This window comes from Streptomyces rimosus subsp. rimosus, assembly GCF_000720725.1.
GTDB classification, from domain to species: Bacteria; Actinomycetota; Actinomycetes; order Streptomycetales; family Streptomycetaceae; genus Streptomyces; species Streptomyces rimosus_A.
Genome location: NZ_JOCQ01000123.1, coordinates 1 through 23886 on the forward strand (window position 1 = coordinate 1; position 23886 = coordinate 23886).

The 23886-nt window shown below is 72.8% G+C and carries 21 protein-coding genes; 13 read left to right on the forward strand and 8 right to left on the reverse strand.

From position 1 onward, the window contains the following. Positions 1-15: 15 nt before the first annotated feature. Both IH45_RS0137345 and IH45_RS0137350 read right to left on the reverse strand, forming a co-directional pair. Complete coding sequence (locus IH45_RS0137345; protein ID WP_030679509.1) at positions 16-1626, reverse strand: HtaA domain-containing protein; 1611 nt, start codon at positions 1624-1626, stop codon at positions 16-18. Positions 1627-1672: 46 nt separating this feature from the next. Next, complete coding sequence (locus IH45_RS0137350; RefSeq protein ID WP_030679513.1) at positions 1673-3121, reverse strand: HtaA domain-containing protein; 1449 nt, start codon at positions 3119-3121, stop codon at positions 1673-1675. 209 nt (positions 3122-3330) lie between these two features. Between IH45_RS0137350 and IH45_RS0137355 the strand changes: the two genes are divergently transcribed. The 7 genes from IH45_RS0137355 to IH45_RS0137385 all read left to right on the forward strand — a co-directional run bounded on the left by IH45_RS0137355 (position 3331) and on the right by IH45_RS0137385 (position 10954). Further along, entirely contained in the window at positions 3331-4341 is a 1011-nt protein-coding gene (locus IH45_RS0137355; protein ID WP_030679516.1) for a heme/hemin ABC transporter substrate-binding protein, read from the forward strand. 1 nt (position 4342) lies between these two features. Beyond that, a complete protein-coding gene (locus IH45_RS0137360; protein WP_030679519.1) occupies positions 4343-5464 on the forward strand; it encodes a FecCD family ABC transporter permease in 1122 nt (373 codons plus the stop codon). After that, positions 5461-6315, forward strand: a complete 855-nt coding sequence (locus IH45_RS0137365) for a heme ABC transporter ATP-binding protein (RefSeq protein ID WP_050515457.1) — start codon at positions 5461-5463, stop codon at positions 6313-6315. The genes IH45_RS0137360 and IH45_RS0137365 overlap by 4 nt, the downstream gene beginning before the upstream one ends. 178 nt (positions 6316-6493) lie before the next feature. Further along, positions 6494-7651, forward strand: a complete 1158-nt coding sequence (gene efeO / locus IH45_RS0137370) for an iron uptake system protein EfeO (protein WP_030679524.1) — start codon at positions 6494-6496, stop codon at positions 7649-7651. A 19-nt stretch (positions 7652-7670) separates the two neighbouring features. Beyond that, on the forward strand, positions 7671-9071 hold the full coding sequence (gene efeB, locus IH45_RS0137375) for an iron uptake transporter deferrochelatase/peroxidase subunit (protein WP_078897966.1): 1401 nt from the start codon (positions 7671-7673) through the stop codon (positions 9069-9071). A gap of 34 nt (positions 9072-9105) precedes the next feature. Further along, positions 9106-10104: an iron uptake transporter permease EfeU gene (efeU, locus tag IH45_RS0137380; RefSeq protein WP_030679527.1), complete on the forward strand. Its 999-nt coding sequence runs from the start codon at positions 9106-9108 to the stop codon at positions 10102-10104. Then, the gene (locus IH45_RS0137385; RefSeq protein ID WP_078897967.1) at positions 10001-10954 is read left to right on the forward strand and encodes an SCO2278 family lipoprotein; all 954 of its coding nucleotides are present in this window, start codon (positions 10001-10003) and stop codon (positions 10952-10954) included. The genes efeU and IH45_RS0137385 overlap by 104 nt, the downstream gene beginning before the upstream one ends. Before the next feature lie 69 nt (positions 10955-11023). Here IH45_RS0137385 and IH45_RS0137390 read toward each other — a convergent pair whose 3' ends face one another. Both IH45_RS0137390 and IH45_RS0137395 read right to left on the reverse strand, forming a co-directional pair. Next, a complete protein-coding gene (locus IH45_RS0137390) occupies positions 11024-11767 on the reverse strand; it encodes a bifunctional DNA primase/polymerase (RefSeq protein ID WP_030679531.1) in 744 nt (247 codons plus the stop codon). 251 nt (positions 11768-12018) lie between these two features. Beyond that, the gene (locus IH45_RS0137395) at positions 12019-12615 is read right to left on the reverse strand and encodes a TetR/AcrR family transcriptional regulator (RefSeq protein WP_030679533.1); all 597 of its coding nucleotides are present in this window, start codon (positions 12613-12615) and stop codon (positions 12019-12021) included. Positions 12616-12744: 129 nt separating this feature from the next. On the opposite strand from IH45_RS0137395, the gene IH45_RS0137400 reads away from it, so the two are divergent. Both IH45_RS0137400 and ddaH read left to right on the forward strand, forming a co-directional pair. Then, positions 12745-12933, forward strand: a complete 189-nt coding sequence (locus IH45_RS0137400; RefSeq protein ID WP_030679535.1) for a DUF6243 family protein — start codon at positions 12745-12747, stop codon at positions 12931-12933. Between the two features lie 106 nt (positions 12934-13039). Then, positions 13040-13876 carry a dimethylargininase gene (gene ddaH, locus IH45_RS0137405; protein WP_234440824.1) on the forward strand — a complete coding sequence of 279 codons (837 nt, stop codon included), beginning with the start codon at positions 13040-13042 and terminating at the stop codon, positions 13874-13876. Between the two features lie 9 nt (positions 13877-13885). On the opposite strand, the gene IH45_RS0137410 is transcribed toward ddaH, so the two are convergent. The 4 genes from IH45_RS0137410 to IH45_RS0137425 all read right to left on the reverse strand — a co-directional run bounded on the left by IH45_RS0137410 (position 13886) and on the right by IH45_RS0137425 (position 19220). Next, complete coding sequence (locus tag IH45_RS0137410; protein WP_030679540.1) at positions 13886-14869, reverse strand: small ribosomal subunit Rsm22 family protein; 984 nt, start codon at positions 14867-14869, stop codon at positions 13886-13888. A gap of 54 nt (positions 14870-14923) precedes the next feature. Beyond that, the gene (locus tag IH45_RS0137415; protein WP_030679545.1) at positions 14924-16012 is read right to left on the reverse strand and encodes a serine hydrolase domain-containing protein; all 1089 of its coding nucleotides are present in this window, start codon (positions 16010-16012) and stop codon (positions 14924-14926) included. A 56-nt stretch (positions 16013-16068) separates the two neighbouring features. Then, on the reverse strand, positions 16069-17388 hold the full coding sequence (locus tag IH45_RS0137420) for a multidrug effflux MFS transporter (RefSeq protein WP_032919078.1): 1320 nt from the start codon (positions 17386-17388) through the stop codon (positions 16069-16071). Positions 17389-17540: 152 nt separating this feature from the next. Next, positions 17541-19220 (reverse strand): alkaline phosphatase D family protein, encoded by a 1680-nt coding sequence (locus IH45_RS0137425; protein WP_050515458.1) that lies wholly within the window; start codon positions 19218-19220, stop codon positions 17541-17543. 193 nt (positions 19221-19413) lie between these two features. On the opposite strand from IH45_RS0137425, the gene IH45_RS0137430 reads away from it, so the two are divergent. From IH45_RS0137430 to IH45_RS0137445, 4 genes are all read left to right on the forward strand, one after another. Beyond that, positions 19414-20316, forward strand: coding sequence for a DUF4429 domain-containing protein (locus IH45_RS0137430; protein ID WP_030679553.1), 903 nt, complete (start codon positions 19414-19416; stop codon positions 20314-20316). Between the two features lie 55 nt (positions 20317-20371). Continuing rightward, complete coding sequence (locus IH45_RS0137435) at positions 20372-21166, forward strand: SDR family oxidoreductase (protein ID WP_050515459.1); 795 nt, start codon at positions 20372-20374, stop codon at positions 21164-21166. A 194-nt stretch (positions 21167-21360) separates the two neighbouring features. Continuing rightward, entirely contained in the window at positions 21361-22428 is a 1068-nt protein-coding gene (locus IH45_RS0137440) for a trypsin-like serine peptidase (protein ID WP_030679560.1), read from the forward strand. A gap of 420 nt (positions 22429-22848) precedes the next feature. Then, positions 22849-23736: an SAM-dependent methyltransferase gene (locus IH45_RS0137445; RefSeq protein ID WP_050515460.1), complete on the forward strand. Its 888-nt coding sequence runs from the start codon at positions 22849-22851 to the stop codon at positions 23734-23736. Positions 23737-23886: the final 150 nt, after the last annotated feature.

Here is a 23886-nt window from a genome sequence, read left to right on the forward strand (position 1 = left end):
GGTGTGCCCGGTGGATTACCGGGTGGCGCGGCGGCGTACGGCGTAGGTGGCGGCGCCGCCCGCCGCGATCAGGCCGGCGGCCACGCCCGCCAGCGCGCCGGCCGGCGTCGAGGCGCCGGTGGCCGCGAGCGATCCGCCCGTGCCGCCGACGGTGCTCGCGCTGCCGCTGCTGAACGACGCCGTACCGCTGCCGGACGAACCGGCCGAACCCGCACCCGAGCCCGACTCCGAACCCGGACCGGACTCCGGGCCCGAGCCGGTGCCGCCCGCCGGGAGCTGCGCGTTCGGGTCGACGGAGACGGTGGCCGTCACCGGGTCGAGGGCCTGGCCCGCCTGGTACATGCTCTCGAACGCCTTGGAACCGGCGGCGGTCAGCGTCGCGGGCACATTCTTGAGGGTGACGACACCGTTCTTGGCCACGAGGGCACCGGCCGGGACCTTGAGGTCGGCGAGCGCCATGCCGGGGGTGTTGGTGACCTTGCCGGTGGCGCGCGACTTCGCCGAGACGTCCGCGACCAGCGTGCCCTTGGTGCCGCCGGCCTTGACCTTGAGGTTGCTGAACTTCAGGTCGAGCGCTCCCTCGTGGCCGGTGAAGCGGACCGAGCCGTTGAAGTCCGCGGCGAGGGCGGACTTGGCGCCGTCGAACGTGCCGTGGCCCTTCGAGAAGCGGTATCCGGCGGCAGAGGTGGCGGCACCGCCCGCGAGTTCGGCCTTCCCGTGCGCGATGGGGCCGGTCACGTAGTCACGGAAGGACTTCTTGACGCCCCAGTCGAGGGTGCCGTCGACGATCTTGTCGGAGGCGGCGGAGGAGGAGGACGTGGTGGGCGAGGAGGAGCCGGCGCTCTGCTTCTTGTCAGAGGTGCCAGGGCTGTCAGAGGTACTAGGGGTGCCGGAAATACCGGAGGTGCTGGTACCGGCATCAGAACCACGGCCGGAGCCGGTCTCCGGCTTCCCCGGCTTCCCCGGCTCTTCCTGCTTCTCCGGCTTCCCCGGCTTCCCGGGCGTGCTCGCCGGTGTCACCGACAGCGTGGCCGCGTCGAGCTCCTGCCCCTCCTTGTACATCCCGTTGAACGCCTCGGCGCCCTTGGCCGTCAGTTTGACCGGGATCTTCGCGAACGTCATCGCGCCGCCCGCGCCGCTGCCCGGCCGTACCCCCGACAGGTCGAGTGAGGCCAGCGCCACGTCGTCCTGGGTCTTGCCCGCGGCCGTCACGTCCGCGGTGATGGCCCCCGTCTTGCCCTGGGTGGCCACCTTGAGGTCCGCCAGTTTGATGTCGAAACCGTGCGCCTTCGAGGTGAAGCGGACGCTGCCCTTGAAGGTGGTGGCGACGGCATGGGTGCTCATGTCGTACGTGCCGGTGCCGCCCGTGAAGGTGAACGGACCGTTGTCCGGGGCCTGCCGGGCGCCGTCGGCGGTGGTGATGTCGCCGAGCGCCATGCCCTTGACGTACTTGCGGAAGGACTCCTTGACGCCCCAGTCGAGCGTGCCGTTCTTCAGCTCCAGTTTCGGTGCCGCCGCGTCGGCCGCGGGGGCGGCCGTGGCGGTGGTCGGCAGGCACAGGGCCGCGGTGGTGGCGGCGGTGGCGATGGCTGCCGCGAGGGCGAGCGGGCGGCGTATGGCGGCCATGGTCGGTGGCTCTCCTTGGGTGGGGGTGCGGTGGGGTCGGGCGGGGTCAGTCCTGCGGGGGCGCCGTGGATGCGGTACGGCGGCGGGCGCGCAGGACGAGGAACGCGGCGACGGCGACGAGCAGCACGCCGGCCACGACGAGGAGGGTGACGGTGCGGGCGGAGACGGGGGTGGAGTCCGCGGCCGGTGCGGCGGACGGGGCCTGGTCCGCCCGCTTGCCGTTCCCGGCGGCGGCCTTCGGGTCGGTGCCGAGGTCGGGGAGGGCGGGGAGCGCGGCCTTCTTGTCGACGGCCACGGCGAGCGAGACGGGGTCCATGCCGGTGCCCGCGCTGTACATGCCGCCGAACGCCTTCGCGCCGTCGGCGGTGAGCTTCGCCGGTGCCTCGGTGAGGGTGATCAGCCCCTTGTCCGGGGTGAGCCGTTCCGCCTCGAAGGTGGCCAGCGGGGTGTGCTCCGTACGCGTACCGCCGCTGGTGACGTCGGCGGCCAGCGTGCCGCGGCCGTCCTTCACCACGACCGAGACGGCGGACAGGGTCAGGTCGAGGTCCTTGCCGGTGAAGCGGAGGGTTCCGGCGAATTCCGCGTCCAGGGAGCCCTTTTCGGCGTCGTACGTGCCCTTGCCGCGCGGGAAGCGGAACAGCGCGCCGCCGTCCTGGGCGCCGTCGGTCAGGCGCCACGAGCCCTTGGCGATGCCACCGGTGACGTACTCGCGGAAGGTGCGGCGCACGCCCCAGTCGACGGCGGCATTGGTGAAGGTGCCGTGCGACGCGTCAGCGCTCTCGTGCTCACCACTTTCGGACGGCGTGGGCGTCGGGCTCGGCCCGGCAGCCGCCGCCCCGGCCCGTACGTCCGCCGACAGGCTCACCGGATCGAGCTGGGTGCCCTCCGTGTAGTACCCCGCGAAGGCCCGCGCGCCCTGCGCGGTCAGCTTCGCCGGGATGTTGGTGAGCGCGATCGGCGTGCCGCCGCCCCGGGTGTCGAGGCCGCCGAGTTCGAGCGTGGCCAGCGGCACCCGGGCGGCCGTGGTGACGCGGCCGGTGCCCTTCTCCTTGCTGGTCATGTCGGCGAAGAGGGTGCCGCGGCCGTCGGCGACGGCGACCTGCGGGCGGCTGATGGTCAGGTCCAGTTCGTACGAGCCGTCCGGCTTGCGGTGGCCGGTGAAGTGGACGCCGCCGGAGAAGCCCGCCGTCAGGGCGCCGCTGTCCGGGTCGTAGCCGCCGGTCGCGGAGTGGAAGCGGAACCGGCTGTCGCCGACCGTGGCGGCGCCGCCGGTCAGGCTCCAACTCCCGTGGGCGATGGGCCCGGTGACGTAGGACTGGAAGGAGGATTTGATGCCCCAGTCCAGCCGGCCGCCCGCCACCGTACGGGCCGCCGCCTGCGCGGTGTCCGCGGGCAGTGCGGGGAGCAGCGTGCCCAGCAGCGCCGCCAGGAAGGCGGCGGCGAGCACGCGGGTACGGCCGCGCACGCGGCCGCGGGCCGGTCTGAACGGCAGCATCGGGGACCCCTCCAGGGCTAGCGATTAAGGTAAGGCTAACCTAAGCTAAGCGTGGCTGAATACGGAACCCCGGGAACGGCCCCGAGCCCCCTCGGTACCACCGGCCCCGCACCAACTGGCGTACGAGGAAAGGCGGGACAGTGACAGCAACCATCCGGGGGCCGGTCCGGCCGCGCCCGTCCCGGGAACCGGTTCCGGCCCACCGTCGCCTGTCACGCCCCGTCGCGGCGCTCGCCGCCACCCTGGCTCTCGCCCTGGCGCTCACCGGCTGCGGCGGCGGCACGGACGCCGCCGCAGCCCCGGACCGGCCCGCCGCCGAACCCGCCGCCGACCGCGCCGAGCCGCTGTCCGGCCCCGCGCCCGGACCCGAACTGCCCGCGACCGTACGGTCCGCCGACGGCCACGACGTGACGGTCCGCGAGGCCGGCCGGATCGTGCCGCTGACCGGCTCCCTCTCGGAGATCGTCTTCTCCCTCGGGCTCGGCGGCCGGGTCGTCGCGCGCGACATCACCGCCACCTTCGACCAGGCGAAGAAGCTGCCCGTGGTGACCCGCGCGCACGACGTGTCGGCGGAGAACGTGCTCTCGCTCAAGCCGGACGTGGTGCTGGCGGACACCTCCACGGGTCCGGCGGAGGCCATCGGCCAGATACGGGACGCCGGGGTCCCGGTCATCACGTTCGAGCCCGCGAAGCGGCTGGCCGACGTGGACACCCGTATCGACGCGGTGGCGGCGGCCCTCGGCGTACGGAAGGCGGGCGAGGCGCTCAAGAAGCGCACCGACCAGCGGATCGAGGCCGCCCGCAAGAGCGTTCCGCACGGCGGCGCGGCGGCCGGCCGGCCCCGGGTGGCCTTCCTCTACCTGCGCGGCTCGGCCTCCGTCTACCTCATCGGCGGCGCCGGGTCCGGCGCGGACTCGATGATCGAGGCGGCGGGCGGCGTCGACGCGGGCAAGGAGTCCGGCCTGAAGAAGGACTTCACCCCGATCACGAGCGAGGCGCTGGCGAAGGCCGCGCCGGACGTGATCCTGGTGATGCGCAAGGGCCTGGAATCCGTCGGCGGGGTCGACGGACTGGTGAAGATCCCCGGTGTGGCGCAGACACCGGCCGGAATGGACCGGCGGGTGGCCTCCATCGACGACGGGGTGCTGCTCAACTTCGGGCCGCGGACGGACACGGTCCTGCGCTCCCTGGTCCAGCAGATCCACGCCAAGGGGAAATAAGATGACGGCACTTCCCCGCACGGACGCGCCCGCCACCACCGGCACCGCCACTGCCGCGTCTCCCCCGGCAGTCCCCGACGCCCGGCCCCGCCGCCCCCGCAGCCGCACCGCCCTCCTCACCACCGTCCTCGCCCTCGCCCTGCTCCTCGGCTGCCTGCTCTCTGCCGGACTCGGCGCGTACCGCATCCCGCTCGGCGACGTCCTCGGCTCACTGCTGCACCATCTCGGCCTCGGCGAAGCCGAGTTGGACCGGGTGGGCGAGAGCGTGCTGTGGAACGTGCGGCTGCCGCGCGTCGCCCTGGCGCTGCTCGTCGGCTCCTCGCTCGGCTGCGCGGGCGCCCTCATGCAGGGCGTGTTCGGCAATCCGCTGGCCGAGCCGGGCGTCATCGGCATCTCGTCGGGGGCGGCGGTGGGCGCGGTCGGCGCCATCGCGCTCGGGCTCGGCTTCCTCGGTACGTGGACGGTCCCGGCCTGCGCGTTCGCCACCGGCCTGCTGACCGTACTGATCGTCTACGCGCTCTCCCGCTCCGGCGGCCGCACCGAGGTCGTCACGCTGATCCTCACCGGTATCGCGGTGAACGCCTTCGCGGGCGCGCTGATCGGCCTGTTCCTCTTCTTCGCCGACAACGCGCAGCTCTCACAGATCACCTTCTGGCAGCTCGGCTCGCTGTCCCAGGCCGTGTGGCCCAAGGTGCTGGCGGTCCTGCCGTGCGCCGTCGCCGGGCTGGCCCTCGCACCCTTCTACGCCCGCAGACTGGACCTGCTGGCGCTGGGCGAACGCCCGGCCCGGCACCTCGGTGTGGACGTGGAACGGCTGCGCGTCGTCCTCATCCTGGTCGTCGCCCTGCTCACCGCAGCGGCCGTGGCGGTGGCCGGCGTCATCACCTTCGTCGGCCTGCTCGTACCGCACCTGCTGCGGATGGCGGCCGGTCCCGGACACCGCTTCCTGATCCCGGGCAGCGCCCTGGGCGGCGCGCTGGTACTGGTCGTCGCCGACCTCGCGGCGCGCACCGCGGCCCAGCCCGCCGAACTGCCGCTGGGCGTCCTGACCGCCCTGTTCGGCAGCCCGTTCTTCTTCTGGCTGCTGCGCAGGACCCGTCGCAAGCAAGGGGGCTGGGCATGAGCCTCGGCCGGATTCCGGTGTTGAGTACGTGGTTCGCCGGGCGCGCCCGTGCGCTGCCGGAGCCCGTACCCATGGGTACGGCGTACGCGCGGGCCGACGGGCTGGGCGTACGGCTGGGCGCCCGCACCGTCCTGGACGGGGTGGACCTGGAGGTCACCGCGGGCCAGGTGCTGGCGCTCGTCGGGCCGAACGGCGCGGGCAAGTCCACCCTGCTCGCCGCGCTCGCCGCCGACCTGCCCGCCGCCACCGGCGCGGTACGTATCGACGGCCGCCCGGCCACCGGCTGGACCGCGCCCGAACTGGCGCTGCGCCGGGCGGTGCTGCCGCAGTCCGCCGCGCTGTCCTTCCCGTTCACCGTGGAGGAGGTCGTACGGATGGGCCGGGCGCCCTGGTCCGCTACGGAGCGCGCGGACGAGGACGAGGCGGCCGTCGCGGAGGCGATGGCGGCGACCGAGGTGACCGGCTTCGCGGAGCGGCCGTTCTCCGCGCTGTCCGGCGGCGAGCGGGCCCGGGTCGCGCTCGCGCGTGTCCTGGCGCAGCGCGCCCCGCTGCTGCTGCTCGACGAGCCGACCGCCGCGCTGGACCTGCGCCACCAGGAACTGGTGCTGCGGCTGTGCCGGGAGCGGGCAGCGGCGGGTGCCGCGGTCGCGGTGGTCCTGCACGACCTGGGGCTGGCGGCGGCGTACGCGGACCGGGCGGCGCTGCTGCACGACGGGCGGATCGCCGCGCAGGGCCCGCCCGCCGAGATGTTCGAGGCCGGGCTGCTGAGCCGGGTCTACCGGCAGCCGGTCGAGGTGATCGGCCACCCGCGCACCGGAACACCGCTGGTCATGCCCTTGCGGGAACCATGACCCTTACCTTTACCGGGACATTGCCCTTCCGTGTCCATACCGCCGACCATCCGTGACGGGCCCGTGGCCGGTGAGAGCGGAATCACCGGGCAGTACGGGAATCGTTCAGGTAAGCCTCGGATAAGTTAGGGCGTCCTTAGTGGCCGACCGCCGTTCCTCCGCACGCCTGGAGCCCCGTATGCGAGCCCTCCGCTCTGCCGCCCTCACCGCCGCCGTGGCCGCGGCCCTCACCACCGTCTCCGCCTGCGCCCAGAAGAGCGACGCGGCGGCGGACGGCGGCGCGCAGGACGGCGCGGTGCAGGTGACGGCGACGGACGACGGCTGCGCGGTGTCGAAGAAGGAGTTCCCCGCCGGGCACCTGCGGCTCGCCGTCAAGAACAGGGGCAGCAAGGTCACCGAGGTGTACGTCTACGCGCCCGGCGACCGCATCGTCACCGAGCGGGAGAACATCGGCCCCGGCACCGGCGCGGACATCGTTGCCGAGATCGCGCCCGGCCCGTACGAGATCGCCTGCAAGCCCGGCATGAAGGGCGACGGCATCCGGCAGAAGGTGACCGCGACCGGCAAGAGCACGGCGCCGGCCCGCGACCCGAAGCTGGACCGGGCGGTGGCCGCGTACCGCACGTACGTCCAGGAGCAGGCCGACGGGACGCTGCCCGCGGCACGGAAGTTCGCGGACGCGGTGAAGGCCGGGGACATCGAGGCCGCGAAGAAGGCGTACGCCGTCTCGCGCACCGGCTGGGAGCGCACCGAGCCGGTCGCCGAGTCCTTCGGCGACATCGACCCCAAGGTCGATGTGCGCGCCGACGGCCTGGAGGACGGGCAGCAGTGGACCGGCTGGCACAAGCTGGAGCAGGCCCTCTGGGAGAAGAAGGAGATCACCGCCGACGACAAGAAGCTGGCGGACCGGCTGATCACCGACCTGGAGGACTGGCAGAAGCGCGTCGGCAAGGCCGAGATCACCCCGACCAGCATGGCCAACGGCGCCAAGGAACTCCTCGACGAGGTGGCCACCGGCAAGGTCACCGGCGAGGAGGAGCGCTACAGCCACACCGACCTGAGCGACTTCCAGGCCAACGTCGAGGGCGCGCAGAAGGCTTACGAACTGCTCAAGCCGGTCGCCGCCGCGAACCGCCCGGCGCTCGCCAAGGAGCTGGACAAGCAGTTCGCGGCGATCCGCGCGCTGCTGGACCGGCACCGCGACAGCGGTTCGCCCGACGGCTTCGCCGCGTACGACACCGTCGGCAAGGACGAGCGCAAGGAACTGTCCGACGGCGTCAACGCGCTCGCCGAGCCGCTGTCGAAGCTGGCCGCCGCCGTGGCGACCGCCAAGTAACGCGGGGGGGCGGAGCGTCATGACGAACGGCGAGACCAAGAAGAGCGCTGCGGAGGCGGAGAACGCCGCGGAAAACACGGCGGATGCGGGGACGGCAGCCGCTGCGGAAGACGTGGCGGCGCCTGAGGACGGGAAGGCCGGGGCCGCGGCGCCCCGTACGCCCTCATCCCGTACGCCCTCGCGCCGTGCGCTGCTCGGCTGGGGCGGTGCCGGGCTCGCGCTCGGCGCGGTCGCGGCCGGCGGTACGGCAGCCGCGCTGCGCACCGGGAGCGACGCGGCGCCCGCGGCGGCGGCCCGGCCCGCCGAGGCCGTGCCCTTCCACGGCCCGCACCAGGCCGGTATCGCCACCGCCGTCCAGGACCGGCTGCACTTCGCGGCGTTCGACGTGAAGACCGACGACCGGGCGGAGCTGATCGCCCTCCTCAAGGAGTGGACGCAGGCCGCCGCACGGATGACCGCCGGGTCCCAGGTCGGCTCCGGCGCCGTCGGCTCGCTCGCCGAGGCGCCGCCGGACGACACCGGCGAGGCGCTCGGCCTGCCGCCCTCCCGGCTCACCCTCACCTTCGGCATCGGCCCGACGCTGTTCGAGGCCGGGGGCAAGGACCGCTTCGGGCTCCGGGACCGGCGGCCGGCGGCGCTGGTGGACCTGCCGCGGTTCCCCGGCGACAACCTCGACCCGGCGCGCGGCGGCGGCGACCTGTGCGTACAGGCGTGTGCCGACGATCCGCAGGTCGCCGTGCACGCGATCCGCAACCTGGCGCGGATCGGCTTCGGCAAGGTCGCCGTGCGCTGGTCCCAGCTGGGCTTCGGCAAGACCTCCTCGACGACGCCGGACGCGCAGACCCCGCGCAACATGTTCGGCTTCAAGGACGGCACCCGGAACATCGCGGGCACCGACGCCGGGGCCCTGGAGCGGCATGTGTGGGTCGGCGCGCGGGACGAGAAGGGCGGCGGCGCGTGGATGGCCGGCGGCTCGTACCTGGTGGCGCGCCGCATCCGGATGCACATCGAGACCTGGGACCGCACCTCGCTGCGGGAACAGGAGGACATCTTCGGGCGGGACAAGGGCGAGGGCGCGGCGGTCGGCCGCAAGAACGAGCACGACGCGCCGCACCTGCCGTCGATGCCGCCGACCGCGCACGTACGCCTGGCGCACCCGGACTCCAACGACGGCATCCGCATCCTGCGCCGCGGCTACTCCTTCACCGACGGCACGGACGGGCTGGGCCGGCTGGACGCGGGCCTGTTCTTCCTCGCCTACCAGCGGGACGTGCGCCAGGGCTTCGTCCCCCTCCAGCAGCGGCTGGCGCGCCACGACGCGCTCAACGAATACATCCAGCACGTGGGTTCGGCGCTCTTCGCGGTCCCGCCGGGCGTCGGCGGGCCCGACGACTGGTGGGGACGCGGGCTGTTCGCCTGACCGCGGCGCCGGAAGAGGAAGGGAAGGGACCGCCGTGTTCGGCAACTACTTGATCGGTCTGCGCGAGGGCCTGGAAGCCAGCCTGGTCGTCTGCATCCTGATCGCCTACCTGGTCAAGACCGGCAGGCGGGAGGCGCTGCGGCCGGTGTGGCTGGGCGTGGGCATCGCCGTCCTGCTGTCGCTGGTGTTCGGCGCCGCGCTCCAGTTCGGCTCGCAGACGCTGACGTTCGAGGCGCAGGAGGCGCTCGGCGGCTCGCTGTCGATCATCGCGGTGGGGCTGGTGACGTGGATGGTCTTCTGGATGCGGCGGACCGCGCGGCACCTGAAGAAGGAGCTGCACGGCAAGCTGGACGCGGCGCTGGCGATGGGCACGACGGCGCTGGTCGTCACCGCCTTCCTGGCGGTGGGACGCGAGGGCCTGGAGACGGCGCTGTTCATCTGGGCGGCGGCGAGCAGCGCGGACGACGGCTGGCGCCCGCTGGCCGGCGCCCTGCTGGGGCTGCTGACGGCGGTGGCCCTGGGGTGGCTGTTCTACCGCGGCGCCGTCCGCATCAACCTGGCGAAGTTCTTCACCTGGACCGGCGGCATGCTCGTGGTGGTCGCCGCGGGCGTGCTGGCGTACGGCTGCCACGACCTCCAGGAAGCGGGGCTGCTGCCCGGCCTGTCCACGAAGGCGTTCGACCTGGGCGACGCCTACGCGGCGGACAGCTGGTACGGCACGCTGCTCAAGGGCGTCTTCAACTTCCAGCCCGACCCGACCGTCCTCCAGGTCACGGTGTGGGCGCTGTATCTGGTCCCCACGCTGGCCCTGTTCTTCGCCCCCGGTAGGGTGGCGCCGAATCGCGCCACCCCGGCGGCCGCCCAGGCCGCCCCGGCCCCGGTCGCCCCGAAGGAGCCCGAGCCCCATGACACGCAGGTCGCCGTTCCGGGTGCCCGTAGCGCTGACCGCCGCGAGCGCGGCGCTGCTGACGCTGAGCGGGTGCATGACCGTGCACGGCGAACGGGAGATGCTGCCGGCGGTGTCGAAGGCTGAGGCCGCCAAGGCGCTTCAGCAGTTCGTCGACGGCTTCAACACCTCCAACCGCAAGCTGGACCCGAAGGTGAACCCGACCTACGAGACGGATTCGCTGCTCGCCGTCGACCAGGCGCTCACCAAGGCGGGGCACGCGGTCAGCCCGCAGGGCAACCCCAAGTTCCCGCCGCTGACGCTGACCAGCCCGCACTTCACCGTGCCCAGGCAGGCGGGCTGGCCGAAGATCTTCCTCGCGGACGTGGTCAGCAACCGCAACAACACCCGGTGGTTCCTGGTGTTCACCCGCGACGCGGTGGGCGCCAAGTGGAAGGCGAGCTACCTCTCCGCGCTGGGCGACAACCAAATCCCGCAGTTCAAGACGGACCGGGACGGCTACGCCGAGGTGGTGCCGGCCGACGCCGAGGACTCCGGGCTGAAGATCGCCCCGGGCAAGCTGGGCAAGGCGTACACGGCCTACCTGAACACCGGCAAGGGCGAAGTGTTCGCCCCGGGACCGCACACCGACCAGTGGCGGCAGCTGCGCGAGCAGCAGGGGCGGCAGCCGGGCTCCCGTATCCAGTACGAGGACCAGCCGTCCGATTACGCGCCGGTCGCGCTGCGCACCAAGGACGGCGGGGCGCTGGTCTTCTTCTCGACGTTCTACCACCAGCAGAAGACCGTCTCCGAGGGGTCGCGGATCAACATTCCCGCGGAGATAAAGGGGATCATGGACGGTCCGGCGAAGGAGTCCAGCCGGATGACCTTCACGACCCTGTCGGAGCAGGTGGTGAAGGTCCCGGCCGCGGGCGCCGCCGAGAAGGTCGCCTTCCTCCACCGGCTGGAGGCGAAGACGTCCGCCAAGTCGCTGTAGGCACGTCGCTGTAGGGCGGCAGACGGCGGTGCGTGTCGCGCTCCGGCCGGGTCGGGCCGGAGCCAGGGGTCAGCGGCCGATCGGCCAGGCCGCCGCTTCGTGGTCGTGATCGTGCTGGTCGGCGTACTCCGCGCAGGCGTCGGTGAGCATCCCCAGCAGGGTCAGCGGGTCGGGCACCGGCCGCTCGGGGCCGCGCAGCCAGGACACCGCGGGCTGGTCGCCGGACAGCCGGGAGGGCGGCAGGAGGACGTAGCTGCCGCGGCAGTGCCAGCGCAGGCCCGGATGTTCGTCCATGGTCTCCGGATGGCAGTCCAGCTCGCAGGGCCACCACTCGTCCTCGTCGTCCGGAGTGCCGCGGGTGGCGGTGAAGAACAGCATCCGGCCCTCGCCGTACGCGGCGCCGCTCAGCGCGACCGGACCGACCTCGACACCGGCCGCCTCCAGGCGCTCCAGCGCGCTGCGGCCCGCGTCGGCGGGGACGTCCAGCACATCGTGGGCGATGCCGGTGGCGGTGATGAAGTTGGCCAGCGGATACGCGCGCGCCCAGGCGGCGACCTTCTCCCGGTCGGTGCTGGCGACGGTCTGCCAGCCGAAGGAGACGGGGTGCCGGCCGGGCGTGGGACAGCCGATGCGCTCACAGGAGCAGCCGTAGCCGGAGGGGTGGGCCGCCGGGGCGAGCGGGAAACCCGCGTCGGCGACCGCCAGCAGCAGGTCCTCGCGGCTCTGCGCCGCTGATCCCGTGTCCGTATCGCCGCCGTCCGAACCGCTCTTCGGCCGGCGAAGCCACTGGGAGAACCTGCTCTTGCGTTCCATCTATCCCCTCACTTCGAGCGGTGGTCTGGGATCAATGCTGCCACCATCCTCCTCCTCGGGTGACCGGAGTACCGATCCGGGGTGGCCGGAGAACGGGCTAATGCCACCATTACGCCCGATATCCACCCCGATTCGTTCATCTTCCTTTACCTTCCACTCCCCCCGCGGCACCCCCGCCCCTCATCCGGGTGTGCAGCTGCGCATGCATCCGCACATGCCGGGCCCGGTGCCCGACGCGCGGGGCCGCCGCGTCAGGGGCGGGGCCGCAGTCCGGCGAGGACCAGGTCGACCAACGTGTCCACATACGCGTACGTCAGCTCGCCGGTCCGCATCAGCCAGCGCTGCGAGAACGGGCTCAGCACCATCTCGGCCGCCACCCGCACATCCACGTCGGGCCCGATTTCCCCGCGCTCCTGGGCGGCCCGCATCCGGTTCACATAGACCCGGATGCCGGGCTCCAGCAGCCGCTCGACGAACCGGGCCGACAGCTCCGGGTCGTTCGCGCCGGCCGCCGCGAGGGCGCGGTAGGGGGCCTGCCACTTCTGGTCGTTGAACTCGTCGGCGGTGGCCCGCAGGACGAACTTGAGGTCGGCGGCGAGATCGCCGGTGTCCGGCAGTCCGGCCTCGTACCCCTCGACGTCCTGGGTGAAGGCGTCCAGCAGGACGGCGGCCTTCGAGGGCCACCAGCGGTAGATCGTCTGCTTGCCGACGCCGGCGCGGGCCGCGATGCCCTCGATCGTCAGCTTCTCGTAGCCGACCTCGCCGACGAGGACGAGGGCCGCGTCGTAGATGGCGCGGCGGGAGCGTTCGCTGCGACGCGTGGAGTCGGGCGCTGTCTTGTTGGCCATGGGGCAAGCCTACCGATGATGAGGCGAGACGTATCGTCTTGACAAGACGCAGCGTCTCGCTGCAGACTCCCTATCGAACGAGACGTAACGTCTCGCCAGGTAAGCGGCGCCGGACAAAGGAGATGACCCATGAGCAAGGGAAACGCGGGCAGCATGCTCGGCGTCGGCGGCACCCGCAGCAAGCTCTCCCGTGGCGCGCTGCGCGGCGGCCGGGGCGGCGGCGGTGCGGTCGGCGGTACGGACCCGATGGCACAGCGGCGCGCCCTGTTGCGCAGGCTTCAGGAGCAGCGCGGCGACGGGCAAACCCGTCAGGGGTGAAAACCACCCGAACGGATCACTGCGGAACGGCTCCTCCCGGTGGACGATTTGAGCGCGTACGTGTCCCGTACGCATCCCGCGTCCCGTCCACCGTGAGGAGCCTTCCTTGCGCACACCCCGGCGCAGCGCCCGTCCCCGGCGCTACCTGATGTGCCCGCCGGCCCACTTCCGGGTCAGCTACTCCATCAACCCCTGGATGGACCCCGACAAGCCCGTCGACCTGCCGCTGGCGCTCGCCCAGTGGGAGGTGCTGCGCGACCGCTACCGCGCGCTCGGCCACACCGTGGAGGAGCTGCGGCCCCGGGCCGACCTGCCGGACATGGTCTTCGCGGCCAACGGCGCCACCGTCGTGGACGGCCGGGTGCTCGGCGCGCGGTTCGCCTTCGAGGAGCGGCGCGGCGAGGCCGCCGTACACGCCGCGTGGTTCCGGGACCACGGCTTCACCGAGGTCCGCGAGCCGGAGAACGTCAACGAGGCGGAGGGCGACTTCGCGGTCACCGCCTCCTGGCTGCTGGCCGGGCGCGGCTTCCGCAGCAGCCCGCTCTCGCACGCCGAGGCGCAGGAGTACTTCGGCCGCCCGGTGATCGGCCTGGACCTCGTCGACCCGCGCTACTACCACCTCGACACGGCGCTGTGCGTGCTGGACGACGCGACGGACTCGGAGGTCATGTACTACCCGGGCGCCTTCTCCGCGGGCAGCCGGGCGGTGCTGGCGCGCCTGTTCCCGGACGCGCTGATCGCCTCGCGGGCCGACGCGGAGGCGTTCGGGCTGAACGCGGTCAGCGACGGCCGGCACGTCCTGCTCCCGCAGGCCGCGGTGGGGCTGTTCGAGCCGCTGCGCGAGCGCGGGTACGAGCCGGTCGGCATGGATGTGACCGAGCTGCTCAAGGGCGGCGGCAGCGTCAAGTGCTGCACGCAGGAGCTGCGGGCGGCGCCGGCGTAGGGGCGGCGGTCAGCCGGCCGGCTCCCAGGCGTCGCCCCACTCGGCGTCACGGGCGGCCTTGTAGCGCTCGCCGTGCCGCTTGGTGACCGTGTCGCGCCGCAGCCCCTGCTCCGTACAGAGGTCCAGCAGGACCTGTCCCTTGCGGAGCTGGGGCTTGCGGACGATACGGGCCGGGGCGGCACCGGCCGCCGTATCACCCGCGCCCTCCACCGCCTCCGGCCGCACCGCCGCGACATAGCTGAACTTCTCGTCCTCGTACGGCAGCGAGCCGCCCTTGACCTGCCGGTGCAGCGAGGAGCGGGCCACCCGCGCGGACATGTGGCACCAGTCCTCGCCCGGCACGATGGGGCACACGCCGCTGTGCGGGCACGGCGCGACGACGCGCAGCCCGGCGTCCGTGAGCTGTTCGCGCGCCTCGCGGATGCGCAGGTAGCCGTCCGGGGTGCCGGGTTCGATCAGCACGACGGCCTGCGCCGCAGCCGCCGCGGCGACGACGGCCCGGCGGTCCTCCGGGCGCAGCTCGCCGAGTACGTACGAGACGGTGACCAGGTCCGTGCCCTCGGGGACGGCCATGCCCGCGCCGATCACCCGGCGCTGCCAGTCGGTGTCCGGCAGGACGCCGTCGGCCAGCTCGCGGCCCAGCTCCAGGGCCGGTTCGGCCCAGTCGTAAACGGTGGTGCGGTGGCCGGTCCAGGTGGCCGCGACCGCCCAGGTCGCGGCGCCGGTGCCGCCGCCGATGTCCACATGGGTGGCGGGCGACCAGCGCGGCAGCCGCGCCGCGAAGGCGTCCAGGGCGTGGCGCACGGCCTCGAAGGTCGCGGGCATCCGGTAGGCGGCGTACGCGGCGACGTCCGCGCGGTCCCGGAGCACCGGGGCGTCGGTCGGGGTCCGGCCGCGGTAGTTGGCGATCAGGCGGTCGACGGCCCGCGCGGCCTGCGTGGGCGGCAGGCCGTCGAGCAGGCCGGCCAGTGCGGCGCGCAGTTCGTCGTGCATTCCGGCAATTTTACGGGGCCGGTGTGACAGCTGTGCCGCACCGCGCGTACGCCCCTATCCGAACGCCCGGCTGCCCGCCCGTACCGCCCGCGCCAGCCGGGTCGCGGCCGCCGCCCGGGGCGCGCTGCCCGCCGCGCGCCGCCGCGGGTGCACCGTGTTGGCCAGCAGCACCAGGAATGTGTCGGTCGCCCGGTCCAGCACCAGGCTCGTCCCGGTGAATCCGGTGTGCCCAGCCGCGCCGCGCCCCGCCAGCTCGCCCATGAACCACGGCTGGTCCACGCCGAAGCCGAGTCCCGGCGGGTCCAGCAGCAGCGCCACCGACTCCGCGCCCAGGATGCGGGCGGTGCCGTACGCGCCCCCGCTCAGCAGCGTCCGGCACAGCACCGCCAGGTCCTGCGCCGTGGAGAACAGCCCCGCGTGTCCGGCGACACCGCCCAGCGCCCACGCGTTCTCGTCGTGCACCGCGCCGCGCACCATGCCGCGGTCCGCCTTGGCCCACGGCCGCCGCTGGTCCTCGGTCGCGGCCACGCCCGCCGGGGCCAGCGGCCCGTACGAGGTGCTGGTCATGCCCAGCGGGCCGGTGATCCCCTCGGCCACCAGGGCGTCCAGCCGCTGCCCGGTGAGGCGTTCCAGGATCAGCTGGAGGGCGATGAGGTTGAGGTCGGAGTAGCGGTACGGGCCGCCGGGCGGCGCGGCGGGCGCGGCGGCCTCCTCCCACAGCAGGGCCAGCTGGGCCGCGCGCCCGCGCCGCTCGTAGAAGGGGAGTTCCGGGCGCAGTCCCGAGGTGTGGGTGAGCAGGCGGCGGACGGTGATCCCGGCGGCGAAGCCCGGCAGCCACCGGCCTGCTTCGGCCTCCAGATCGAGGCCGCCCCGCTCGGCCTGCTGCACGGCCACGATCGCCGTGCACAGCTTGGTCAGCGAGGCCAGGTCGAAGACGGTGCCGGCGCGCACCGGCTCCCAGCGGTCCCGGGGCAGCTCCACACCCCGGTCGCGCTCCGGGTCGTAGCCCGCGTAGCGCAGCGCCCAGCCCGCCGCCTCCTCGGCGGCGACCACCGGGCCGCGTCCGGCCAGCACCACCGCGCCCGCGCACCAGGGGTCCGGCCCCTCGGTCGCCTCCCGTACCCCCTGGACGAGGCGGTGCATCCAGGCGGGATCGAGCCCCGCGCGGGCGGGGGTGCCGTGGCGCAGTCGCGTCGCGTTCAGAGCCTGGTCCTCTCGCCGGTCCCGGTGGCGGTCTCCTCCCTACGCTGCCACGGGCGGCACATTCCCAGGAAGCTCAGCAGCGCCAGTACGCCGCAGGAGAGCTGGACGACGGCCATCGGTACGGCGGTGTGCTCGCCCGCGATGCCGACGAGCGGCGAGGCGACGGAGCCCAGCAGGAAGGTGGAGGTGCCCAGCAGGGCCGAGGCGGAGCCCGCGGCGTGGCCGGAGCGCAGCAGCGCCTTGGTGTTGGCCGACGGCATGACCAGGCCCATAGCGGACATCAGGACGAACAGCCCGGCAGCCATCGGCCACAGCCCGACCTCGCCGAAGACGCCGCCCGCCATCAGCAGCAGCGCCGCCGCGGCGGCCGTGATCAGGCTCAGCCCGATGCCCAGCACGACGTCCAGGCTGACCCGGCCGACCAGCACCTTGCCGTTGATCTGGCCGACCAGGACCAGGCCGACGGAGTTGACGCCGAACAGCAGGCTGAAGGTCTGCGGGGAGGCGCCGTAGATCTCCTGGATCACGAACGGGGAGGCGGAGATGTACGCGAACAGCGCGGCGAAGGCGAACGCGCCGACGATCAGGTAGCCGGAGAAGGCGCGGTCGGCGAGGAGGGAGCGCATGGTGCGCAGGGCCTCGCCGAGACCGCCGGAGTGCCGCTTCGCGGGCGGCAGCGTCTCGTGCAGCCGGCGCCACACCAGCAGCGTGAGCAGCACGCCGACCACGGTGAGCACGACGAAGACGCCGCGCCAGTCGGTGATCCGCAGGATCTGCCCGCCGATCAGCGGTGCCACGACGGGCGCGACGCCGGAGATCAGCATCAGGGTGGAGAAGAACCGGGCCATCGCCACACCGTCGTACAGGTCGCGGACGACGGCCCGCGCGATGACGATGCCGGCCGCGCCCGCCAGGCCCTGGAGCAGGCGGAAGGCGATGAGCAGTTCGGCGTTGGTGGCCAGCGCGCACAGCGCGGTGGCGACGATGTAGACGATCATGCCGATGAGCAGCGGGCGGCGGCGCCCCCACTTGTCGCTCATCGGCCCGACCACGAGCTGCCCCAGCGCCATGCCCGCGAGGCAGGTGGTCAGGGTGAGCTGGACGGTGGCGGCCGGGCTGTGCAGCACCTCGGTGACCTCCGGCAGCGCCGGGAGGTACATGTCCATGGAGAGCGGCGGCACCGCGGTCAGGCCGCCGAGGATGAGGGTGACGAGCAGGCTGGTACGGCGGGACGCGGCGGGCGGCGCCGCCACGTCCCGCCCGTCTATCGGAACGCTGTCCTGGGTGTCCGTCGTTCCGGTACCGGGGTCCGTCATGAGTGTCTCCATGGATGATTGATGTCTTGACCATGGTGTCATGCACGGAACCGCTTCCGGCGCCCTTTCGGCCAGGACCTTGGGCGGAATCCGGGAGCGTGGAAGGGGGACCGCGGACCTAGGACCGGCCACGGACCCCCGCCCCACGCGGATCAGGCCGGCTTCAGCCCCGGGTCGCCCGCCTCGGACACGAACGACCCCGCCGTGATCACCGGCGCCCCCGGCTTCGTCACCGCCGACACCGTCCGGAAGTCGGCCCGCGCCTTCTCCCGGTCCAGCGTGACCGTCACATAGCCGCGGCGGCCGTTGTAGAACTTCATGTGCGGGTTGGCGGCCATGTAGGTGCCCCAGTTGGCGGGCTTGTCCGCGCCGTCCTCACCGCTCGCGATCGAGGTGGTCACGAACTCCACGCCCACGGTGCGCGACTTCTCGTTCCCGAAGTCCCGCTTCACATCGAACGCGTAGTGCACGTGCACGTCACCGGTCAGCACGACCAGGTTGTCCACGCCCGCCGCCTCCGCGCCCTTCAGCACCCGCTCGCGGGACGCGGTGTAGCCGTCCCAGGAGTCCATGCTGAGCTTGTAGCCGGGGCCGGTGGCGTTGCGGCGCTCGGAGAAGGTGACCTGCTGCGGCAGCACGTTCCACAGCGCGGAGGACGATCGCCAGCCGTCGATCAGCCAGCGCTCCTGCTTCGCACCGGTCAGGGTGCGCCTGGGGTCGGTGGACTCGGGGCCCGGGGTGCGCCAGCCGTCGCCGTACGCCTGGTCGGAGCGGTACTGGCGGGTGTCCAGCACATCGAACTGGGCCAGCTGCCCGAAGTGGATGCGCCGGTAGAGCTGGGCGTCCGGGCCGTGCGGCTGCTGCGGGCGGCGCAGCGGCTGGTTCTCCCAGTACGCCCGGTAGGCGGCGGCCCGGCGCAGCAGGAACTCGCCCTTGGGGGCGTTGTTCTCGCTGATGTCGTCGGCGTAGTTGTTCTCCACCTCGTGGTCGTCCCAGGTGACGATGAACGGGTGCGCGGCGTGCGCGGCCTGGAGGTCGGGGTCGGACTTGTAGAGCGCGTACCGCAGCCGGTAGTCCTCCAGCGTCACCGTCTCGCGGTTGAAGCGCGCGGGCAGCTTGCGGTCGGTGTACTTGCGGGCGCCGCCTACGGCGTCCACCGGGTACTCGTACAGGTAGTCGCCCAGGTGGAAGACCACGTCCAGGTCCTCTGCGGCCAGGTGCCGGTGGGCGGTGTAGTAGCCGTCGTGGTACGCCTGGCAGGAGACGACGCCCAGCCGCAGCTCGCTGTTCTTCGCGCCGCGCGCGGGGGCGGTGCGGGTGCGGCCGACCGGGCTGATCCAGCTGCCCGCCCGGAAGCGGTAGAAGTAGACGCGGTCCGGGGCCAGGCCGGTGGCCTCGATGTGCACCGCGTGGTTGAACTCCGGGTGCGCGTCGGCCTTCCCGCGCCCGGCCAGACGCCGGAATCCCTCGTCGTACGCGATTTCCCAGCGCACCGTGACCCGGGCCTTGGGCATGCCGCTGCCCGGCTCGTACGGCTTCGGCGCGAGCCGGGTCCACAGCACGACGGAGCCGGGCAGCGGGTCGCCGGAGGCCACCCCGAGCGTGAACGGATTCTCGGTGATCTTCCGGGCGTCGGCCTCGGCCGCGGCGTACGCGACGCCGGTGCCCGGCAGGTTGACCGCGAAGGCCAGCGCCGCGGCGGCCCCGGTGCCGGTGAGGAAGCGGCGCCGGGCGAGCTGTGCGGCGGCGTCCCGCAGCTCCGGGCCGTGCGGCGCGCCCTGGGGCCCCTGTGCGGGCCGCGCGTCCTGCTCGTACTGACCTTGACGGGCCATCTGCCCCTCCCTGGACCGGTGTTGTCACCAGCGATTGGAGGGGCGGAGGACGGCGTACCGCTGTCGCATGCCCGACGCACACATGACAAGCCGGTGATCTCTGCGCCCGGTTCGGACGCCGCCGGACAATCACCGCGGAACCGCACGAGCCCTACCGTCTTCCACCGGCCCGGCCGCTCCGTAGGATTCGGGCATGGCTGAACTGATGGGGCGCGACGGCACGTGGGCCTTCGACGGCGAGCAGGTGCGGATCGTGCCGGGGCGGGAGCGCGGCGTGCACCGGCTGCGGCAGGACCTCGGCGAGATCTGCGTGCCGCTCACGGCCCTGGCCGGTGTCGCGTACGAACCGGCGCGCAAGGGCGGCCGGTTGCGCCTGCGGCTGCGGGACGGCGCCGACCCGCTGCTGTACGTCACCGGCGGCGGCCTCCCGGACGACGCCAACCCGTACCAGGTGGCCGTGGACCCGGACCGCACGGGCGTCGCCGAGTACTTCGCCGACGAGGTGCGCCAGGCGCTGCTGCTCGACCAGGTGGACACCGGGCCCGCCGACCGCTACCTGCTGCCGGGGCCCGCCGTGCCGCTGTCCGCGTCGGGCGTGGACGGCACGGCGACCTTCGACGGTGAAGTGGTGCGCGTCGAATGGCGTTGGAACACCACCGAGAGCAAGAAGCAGGCGGGTGCCCGCACCTACACCCTCGCCGATCTGGACGGGGTGGAGTGGCGCCCCGCCGTCGGCCTGGAATCCGGCTATCTGCGTTTCCGCCCGAAGGGCGAGGTCCCCAAAGCGAAGCCGGAGTACGACCCGAACGCCATCGAGCTGTGGGGCTTCAAGAAGGAGAGCGGACAGACGGCGCTGCTCGCGGCGGCGGTGGCGGTGCGGCTGGCGCATCCGTCGGGTGGGAGCGCGGTGCCGGACGTGACCCCTGTTTCGGAGAAGACGGCCGGTACGGGCGGCGGCAGCGGCGGGGAGGACACCGATGTCCTCCTGCGGCGCCTTCGGGAACTGGGCGAACTTCACAAGGACGGCATCCTCACCGCCGAGGAGTTCGCCACGGCCAAGGCGGCGGTGCTCAAGGGGTTCCAGGGGGCGGGCTGAGCCGTACGGCCGCAGGGACAGGGTGAGCCGTACGCCCGCGCCCTACCCTGCCGCCATGACGACACCCGAGGTCCCCCACACCACCCCCGCCCCGACCGCCCTGATCACCGGCGCCGGTTCCGGCATCGGCCGCGCCGTCGCGCTGGCGCTCGCCGGGGCCGGCTGGTCCGTGGCGCTCGCCGGCCGGCGCGCCGACGCGCTCCAGGAGACGGCCCGCCTGGCCGCGCCCGCCGCGGAGGAGCCCGCGAGCCCCGCCACCCTGTGCGTACCGTCCGACGTGTCCCGTCCCGACCAGGTGGACGCCCTGTTCGCCGCCGTACGCGACCGCTTCGGCCGGCTGGACCTGCTGTTCAACAACGCCGGTACGTTCGGCCCGCCCGTACCGCTGGAGGAGCTGTCGTACGACGACTGGCGCACGGTCGTCGACGTCAACCTCACCGGCGCATTCCTGTGCGCCCAGGCCGCCTTCCGCACGATGAAGGAACAGGACCCGCGCGGCGGCCGCATCATCAACAACGGGTCGGTCTCCGCGCACGCGCCGCGCCCGCACTCCGTCGCGTACACCGCCACGAAGCACGCGATGACCGGTCTGACCAAGTCACTGTCCCTGGACGGGCGCCGGTACGACATCGCCTGCGGACAGCTCGACATCGGCAACGCGGCGACCGAGATGACGGGCCGGATGCAGACCGGCATCCTCCAGGCCAACGGCACCACGGAGGTCGAGCCGGTGATGGACGTGGCGGACGTGGCCCGTACCGTCCTGCACATGGCGCAGCTGCCGCTGACGGCGAACGTGCAGTTCGCGACGGTGATGGCGACGGCCATGCCGTACATCGGCCGCGGCTGAGAGCCACGCGCATCGCGTCGGCCACCGGCCGCCTTCCGGACTTCCCCGCGACACGCTCCTGACAGACGGCGCGTCCGGTGGGACTCTTCCTGACGCACGTCCATCCGCACCGCTCATCTGCCGGGCCGCGGAACCCGCGGCCTGTAGTCGACGGCCGCGCGGTTCGCCACGCGGCCCCGCAGAAGGAGTCACGCGTGAGACGAATCGTCAGCACCTCCCCCGGCGCCCGTCGGCGCGGCGCGTCCCGTGCCGTCGCCGGTGCCCTGACCGCCGCCGGCGCCCTGCTCGTCTCGGCTCTGCAGACCGGTCCGGCCGGAGCGGTCGGTACGCCGGCGGAAGCCCCGGCCCAGCCGTCCTCCCGGTCCTCCGCATCCTCCGCGTCCTCCGTGGCCGACTTCTGGACGGCGGAGCGGATGCGCGAGGCCACCCCGCTCGACCTGCTGTCCACCGGGACCGAGGCATCGGCGCCGCGCTCCGGCAAGGCGGCCGACACCGCCTCCGCGTCCGTACGGCGCGGCCCCGAGCGCACCGTACGCCCCACCCTCCCCGGCACCACCGCGGCCGCACCCGCGCCCAGGTCCTTCCCGCAAGCGGGTGGCCCGTGGACCGGGAGCGGCGCCGTGTCGAAGACCGCGGGGCGGGTGTTCTTCACGTACCAGGGCCGTACCGCCTCCTGTACGGGCAACGCCGTCACCAGCGCGAACAAGAGCACGGTGATCACCGCTGGGCACTGCGTGAAGCTGAACGGCGCCTGGCACACCGACTGGGTCTTCGTGCCCGGCTACCACGACGGCCAGGCCCCGTACGGCAAGTGGGCCGCGTCCAAGACCCTCTCCACACCGCAGTGGACGGCGAGCGAGGACATCAACTACGACGTGGGCGCCGCGGTCGTCGCGCCGGTCGGCGGGCAGCAGCTGACCGATGCCGTCGGCGGCCAGGGGCTGGCCTTCAACACCGGCTACAACAAGCCGATGTACGCCTTCGGCTATCCGGCCGCCGCGCCGTACGACGGCAGCAAGCTGATCTACTGCAGCGGCAACACCATCAAGGACCCGCTGTTCTCCACGGACCACGGCATGTCCTGCAACATGACCGGCGGCTCCAGCGGCGGCCCCTGGTTCACCCAGTTCGACGAGGCCACCGGTGCGGGCCTGCAGTCCTCGGTGAACAGCTTCGGCTACACCTTCCTGCCCAACACGATGTTCGGGCCGTACTTCGGTGACGATGCCGAAAACCTCTACAACGAGGCGCAGTCGAGCTGACCCGCCCGGACCGTGGCGCGCGCACGCGCCGTCCGGAGGGCCGGGCCGTCGCCCGGCCCTCCGGACGGCAGGCACCGCACACGGGGGTTGTTCCCCGGGAACTCTCGTTTCCGGGGACGGCTCGACCATTGACGCACACATTATGCAGAGCGCGATATACCCCGGACTTTCTTCTCACCCTTTTCATGCTCTTCTCATGGGAAACTCATCGGCGCCGCACCGCCGGTCACCATGACGCGAACGGGCCCCGCTCCCATCGATCTTGAATTCCCTGTCCGGTTCCTTTCCTTGCGGAATGGAAGACGCCCGTTCCGTCCTTTCCGGTGCTAGCGTCCAGGGAGCAGAAGTGCACTCGGTGCACACCGGGTGCTTGCGTCCTTCTGATTCCTTGTCCGACCATCCGTCGCCGAGGGGACTTCCATGACAGTGGCTGACAACGGCACGAGCGGCGCCCCCGCACCGGCTCCCGAAGAAGTCGGCGCCATGTACGACCGGTACGGCGAACTGCTCGCCATGGTGCTCGGCAGCAGCGCCCTGCACGTCGGCATGTACGTACCGCACGGCGAGCGCACCCCCGTCACCTCCCTCCTCGAACTGTCCGACCTCGCCCAGGACCGGCAGACCGAATTCCTCGCCGACGTGCTGACCGGCGACGGCCTCCCGCCGGACGCGCGCCTGCTCGACATCGGCTGCGGCACCGGCGGCCCGGCGATCCGGCTGGCGCAGCGCACCGGCGGCCGGGTCACCGGCATCACCGTCAGCAAGGCCCAGCTCGCCCGCTGCGAGGAGCGGCTGAGCACCTCCGGCCTGGCCGGGCGGGTGGACTTCGCGTACGGCGACGCGATGCGGCTCGGCTTCGCGGACGACTCGTTCGACGCGGCCTGGTCGATCGACTGCTTCCCGCACCTGTCGGACCGGCCCGCCGGCCTGCGCGAGGCCCGGCGCGTCCTGCGCCCCGGCGGCCACCTGTTGCTGACCGAATTCGCCCGGCGCGGCACGCCCGACAGGGAGGAGGTGGACGCCTTCACCCGGCTGTGGACCTCCCCGCCGCCCACCGCCTTCACGACGCTGCTCGGCGAGATCGAGGAATCCGGATTCCGCGTCGTACGCGTACAGAACATGACATCGAACGCCGCACTGTGCGGTGAACTGATGGCCGTCCTTTACAAAGAGCAGCGCGACGCCATCCAACAGCGTTTCGGAAAGGAGGCGACCGACCACACCGATCCGCTGATGGAACCGTTCCGCACGTTCTGCCAGAAGCATCTGGACTATTACCTGCTGCTGCTCGGCAACCCGGAGAACTGACCCGCCCCCGGCACTCCCCCTTTCACCCCTCACCTCCGCACCGATCCGAGAGCTGACTTCCCCATGGCCGCCAAACCGCCCTTCAGCCTGCCTGTTTTCTCCGCCTCTCGCGTCTCCCCCACCTCCCCCACCTCCCCCACCTCCCCCACC

Bases quoted from the DNA above. Each gene is read 5' to 3' on its own strand.
- IH45_RS0137345 (WP_030679509.1), bottom strand. From the start codon at position 1,626: ATGGCCGCCATACGCCGCCCGCTCGCCCTCGCGGCAGCCATCGCCACC.
- IH45_RS0137350 (WP_030679513.1), bottom strand. From the start codon at position 3,121: ATGCTGCCGTTCAGACCGGCCCGCGGCCGCGTGCGCGGCCGTACCCGC.
- IH45_RS0137360 (WP_030679519.1), top strand. From the start codon at position 4,343: ATGACGGCACTTCCCCGCACGGACGCGCCCGCCACCACCGGCACCGCC.
- IH45_RS0137365 (WP_050515457.1), top strand. From the start codon at position 5,461: ATGAGCCTCGGCCGGATTCCGGTGTTGAGTACGTGGTTCGCCGGGCGC.
- efeO (WP_030679524.1), top strand. From the start codon at position 6,494: ATGCGAGCCCTCCGCTCTGCCGCCCTCACCGCCGCCGTGGCCGCGGCC.
- efeB (WP_078897966.1), top strand. From the start codon at position 7,671: ATGACGAACGGCGAGACCAAGAAGAGCGCTGCGGAGGCGGAGAACGCC.
- IH45_RS0137390 (WP_030679531.1), bottom strand. From the start codon at position 11,767: ATGGAACGCAAGAGCAGGTTCTCCCAGTGGCTTCGCCGGCCGAAGAGC.
- IH45_RS0137395 (WP_030679533.1), bottom strand. From the start codon at position 12,615: ATGGCCAACAAGACAGCGCCCGACTCCACGCGTCGCAGCGAACGCTCC.
- IH45_RS0137400 (WP_030679535.1), top strand. From the start codon at position 12,745: ATGAGCAAGGGAAACGCGGGCAGCATGCTCGGCGTCGGCGGCACCCGC.
- IH45_RS0137410 (WP_030679540.1), bottom strand. From the start codon at position 14,869: ATGCACGACGAACTGCGCGCCGCACTGGCCGGCCTGCTCGACGGCCTG.
- IH45_RS0137415 (WP_030679545.1), bottom strand. From the start codon at position 16,012: ATGCACCGCCTCGTCCAGGGGGTACGGGAGGCGACCGAGGGGCCGGAC.
- IH45_RS0137420 (WP_032919078.1), bottom strand. From the start codon at position 17,388: ATGACGGACCCCGGTACCGGAACGACGGACACCCAGGACAGCGTTCCG.
- IH45_RS0137425 (WP_050515458.1), bottom strand. From the start codon at position 19,220: ATGGCCCGTCAAGGTCAGTACGAGCAGGACGCGCGGCCCGCACAGGGG.
- IH45_RS0137430 (WP_030679553.1), top strand. From the start codon at position 19,414: ATGGCTGAACTGATGGGGCGCGACGGCACGTGGGCCTTCGACGGCGAG.
- IH45_RS0137435 (WP_050515459.1), top strand. From the start codon at position 20,372: ATGACGACACCCGAGGTCCCCCACACCACCCCCGCCCCGACCGCCCTG.
- IH45_RS0137445 (WP_050515460.1), top strand. From the start codon at position 22,849: ATGACAGTGGCTGACAACGGCACGAGCGGCGCCCCCGCACCGGCTCCC.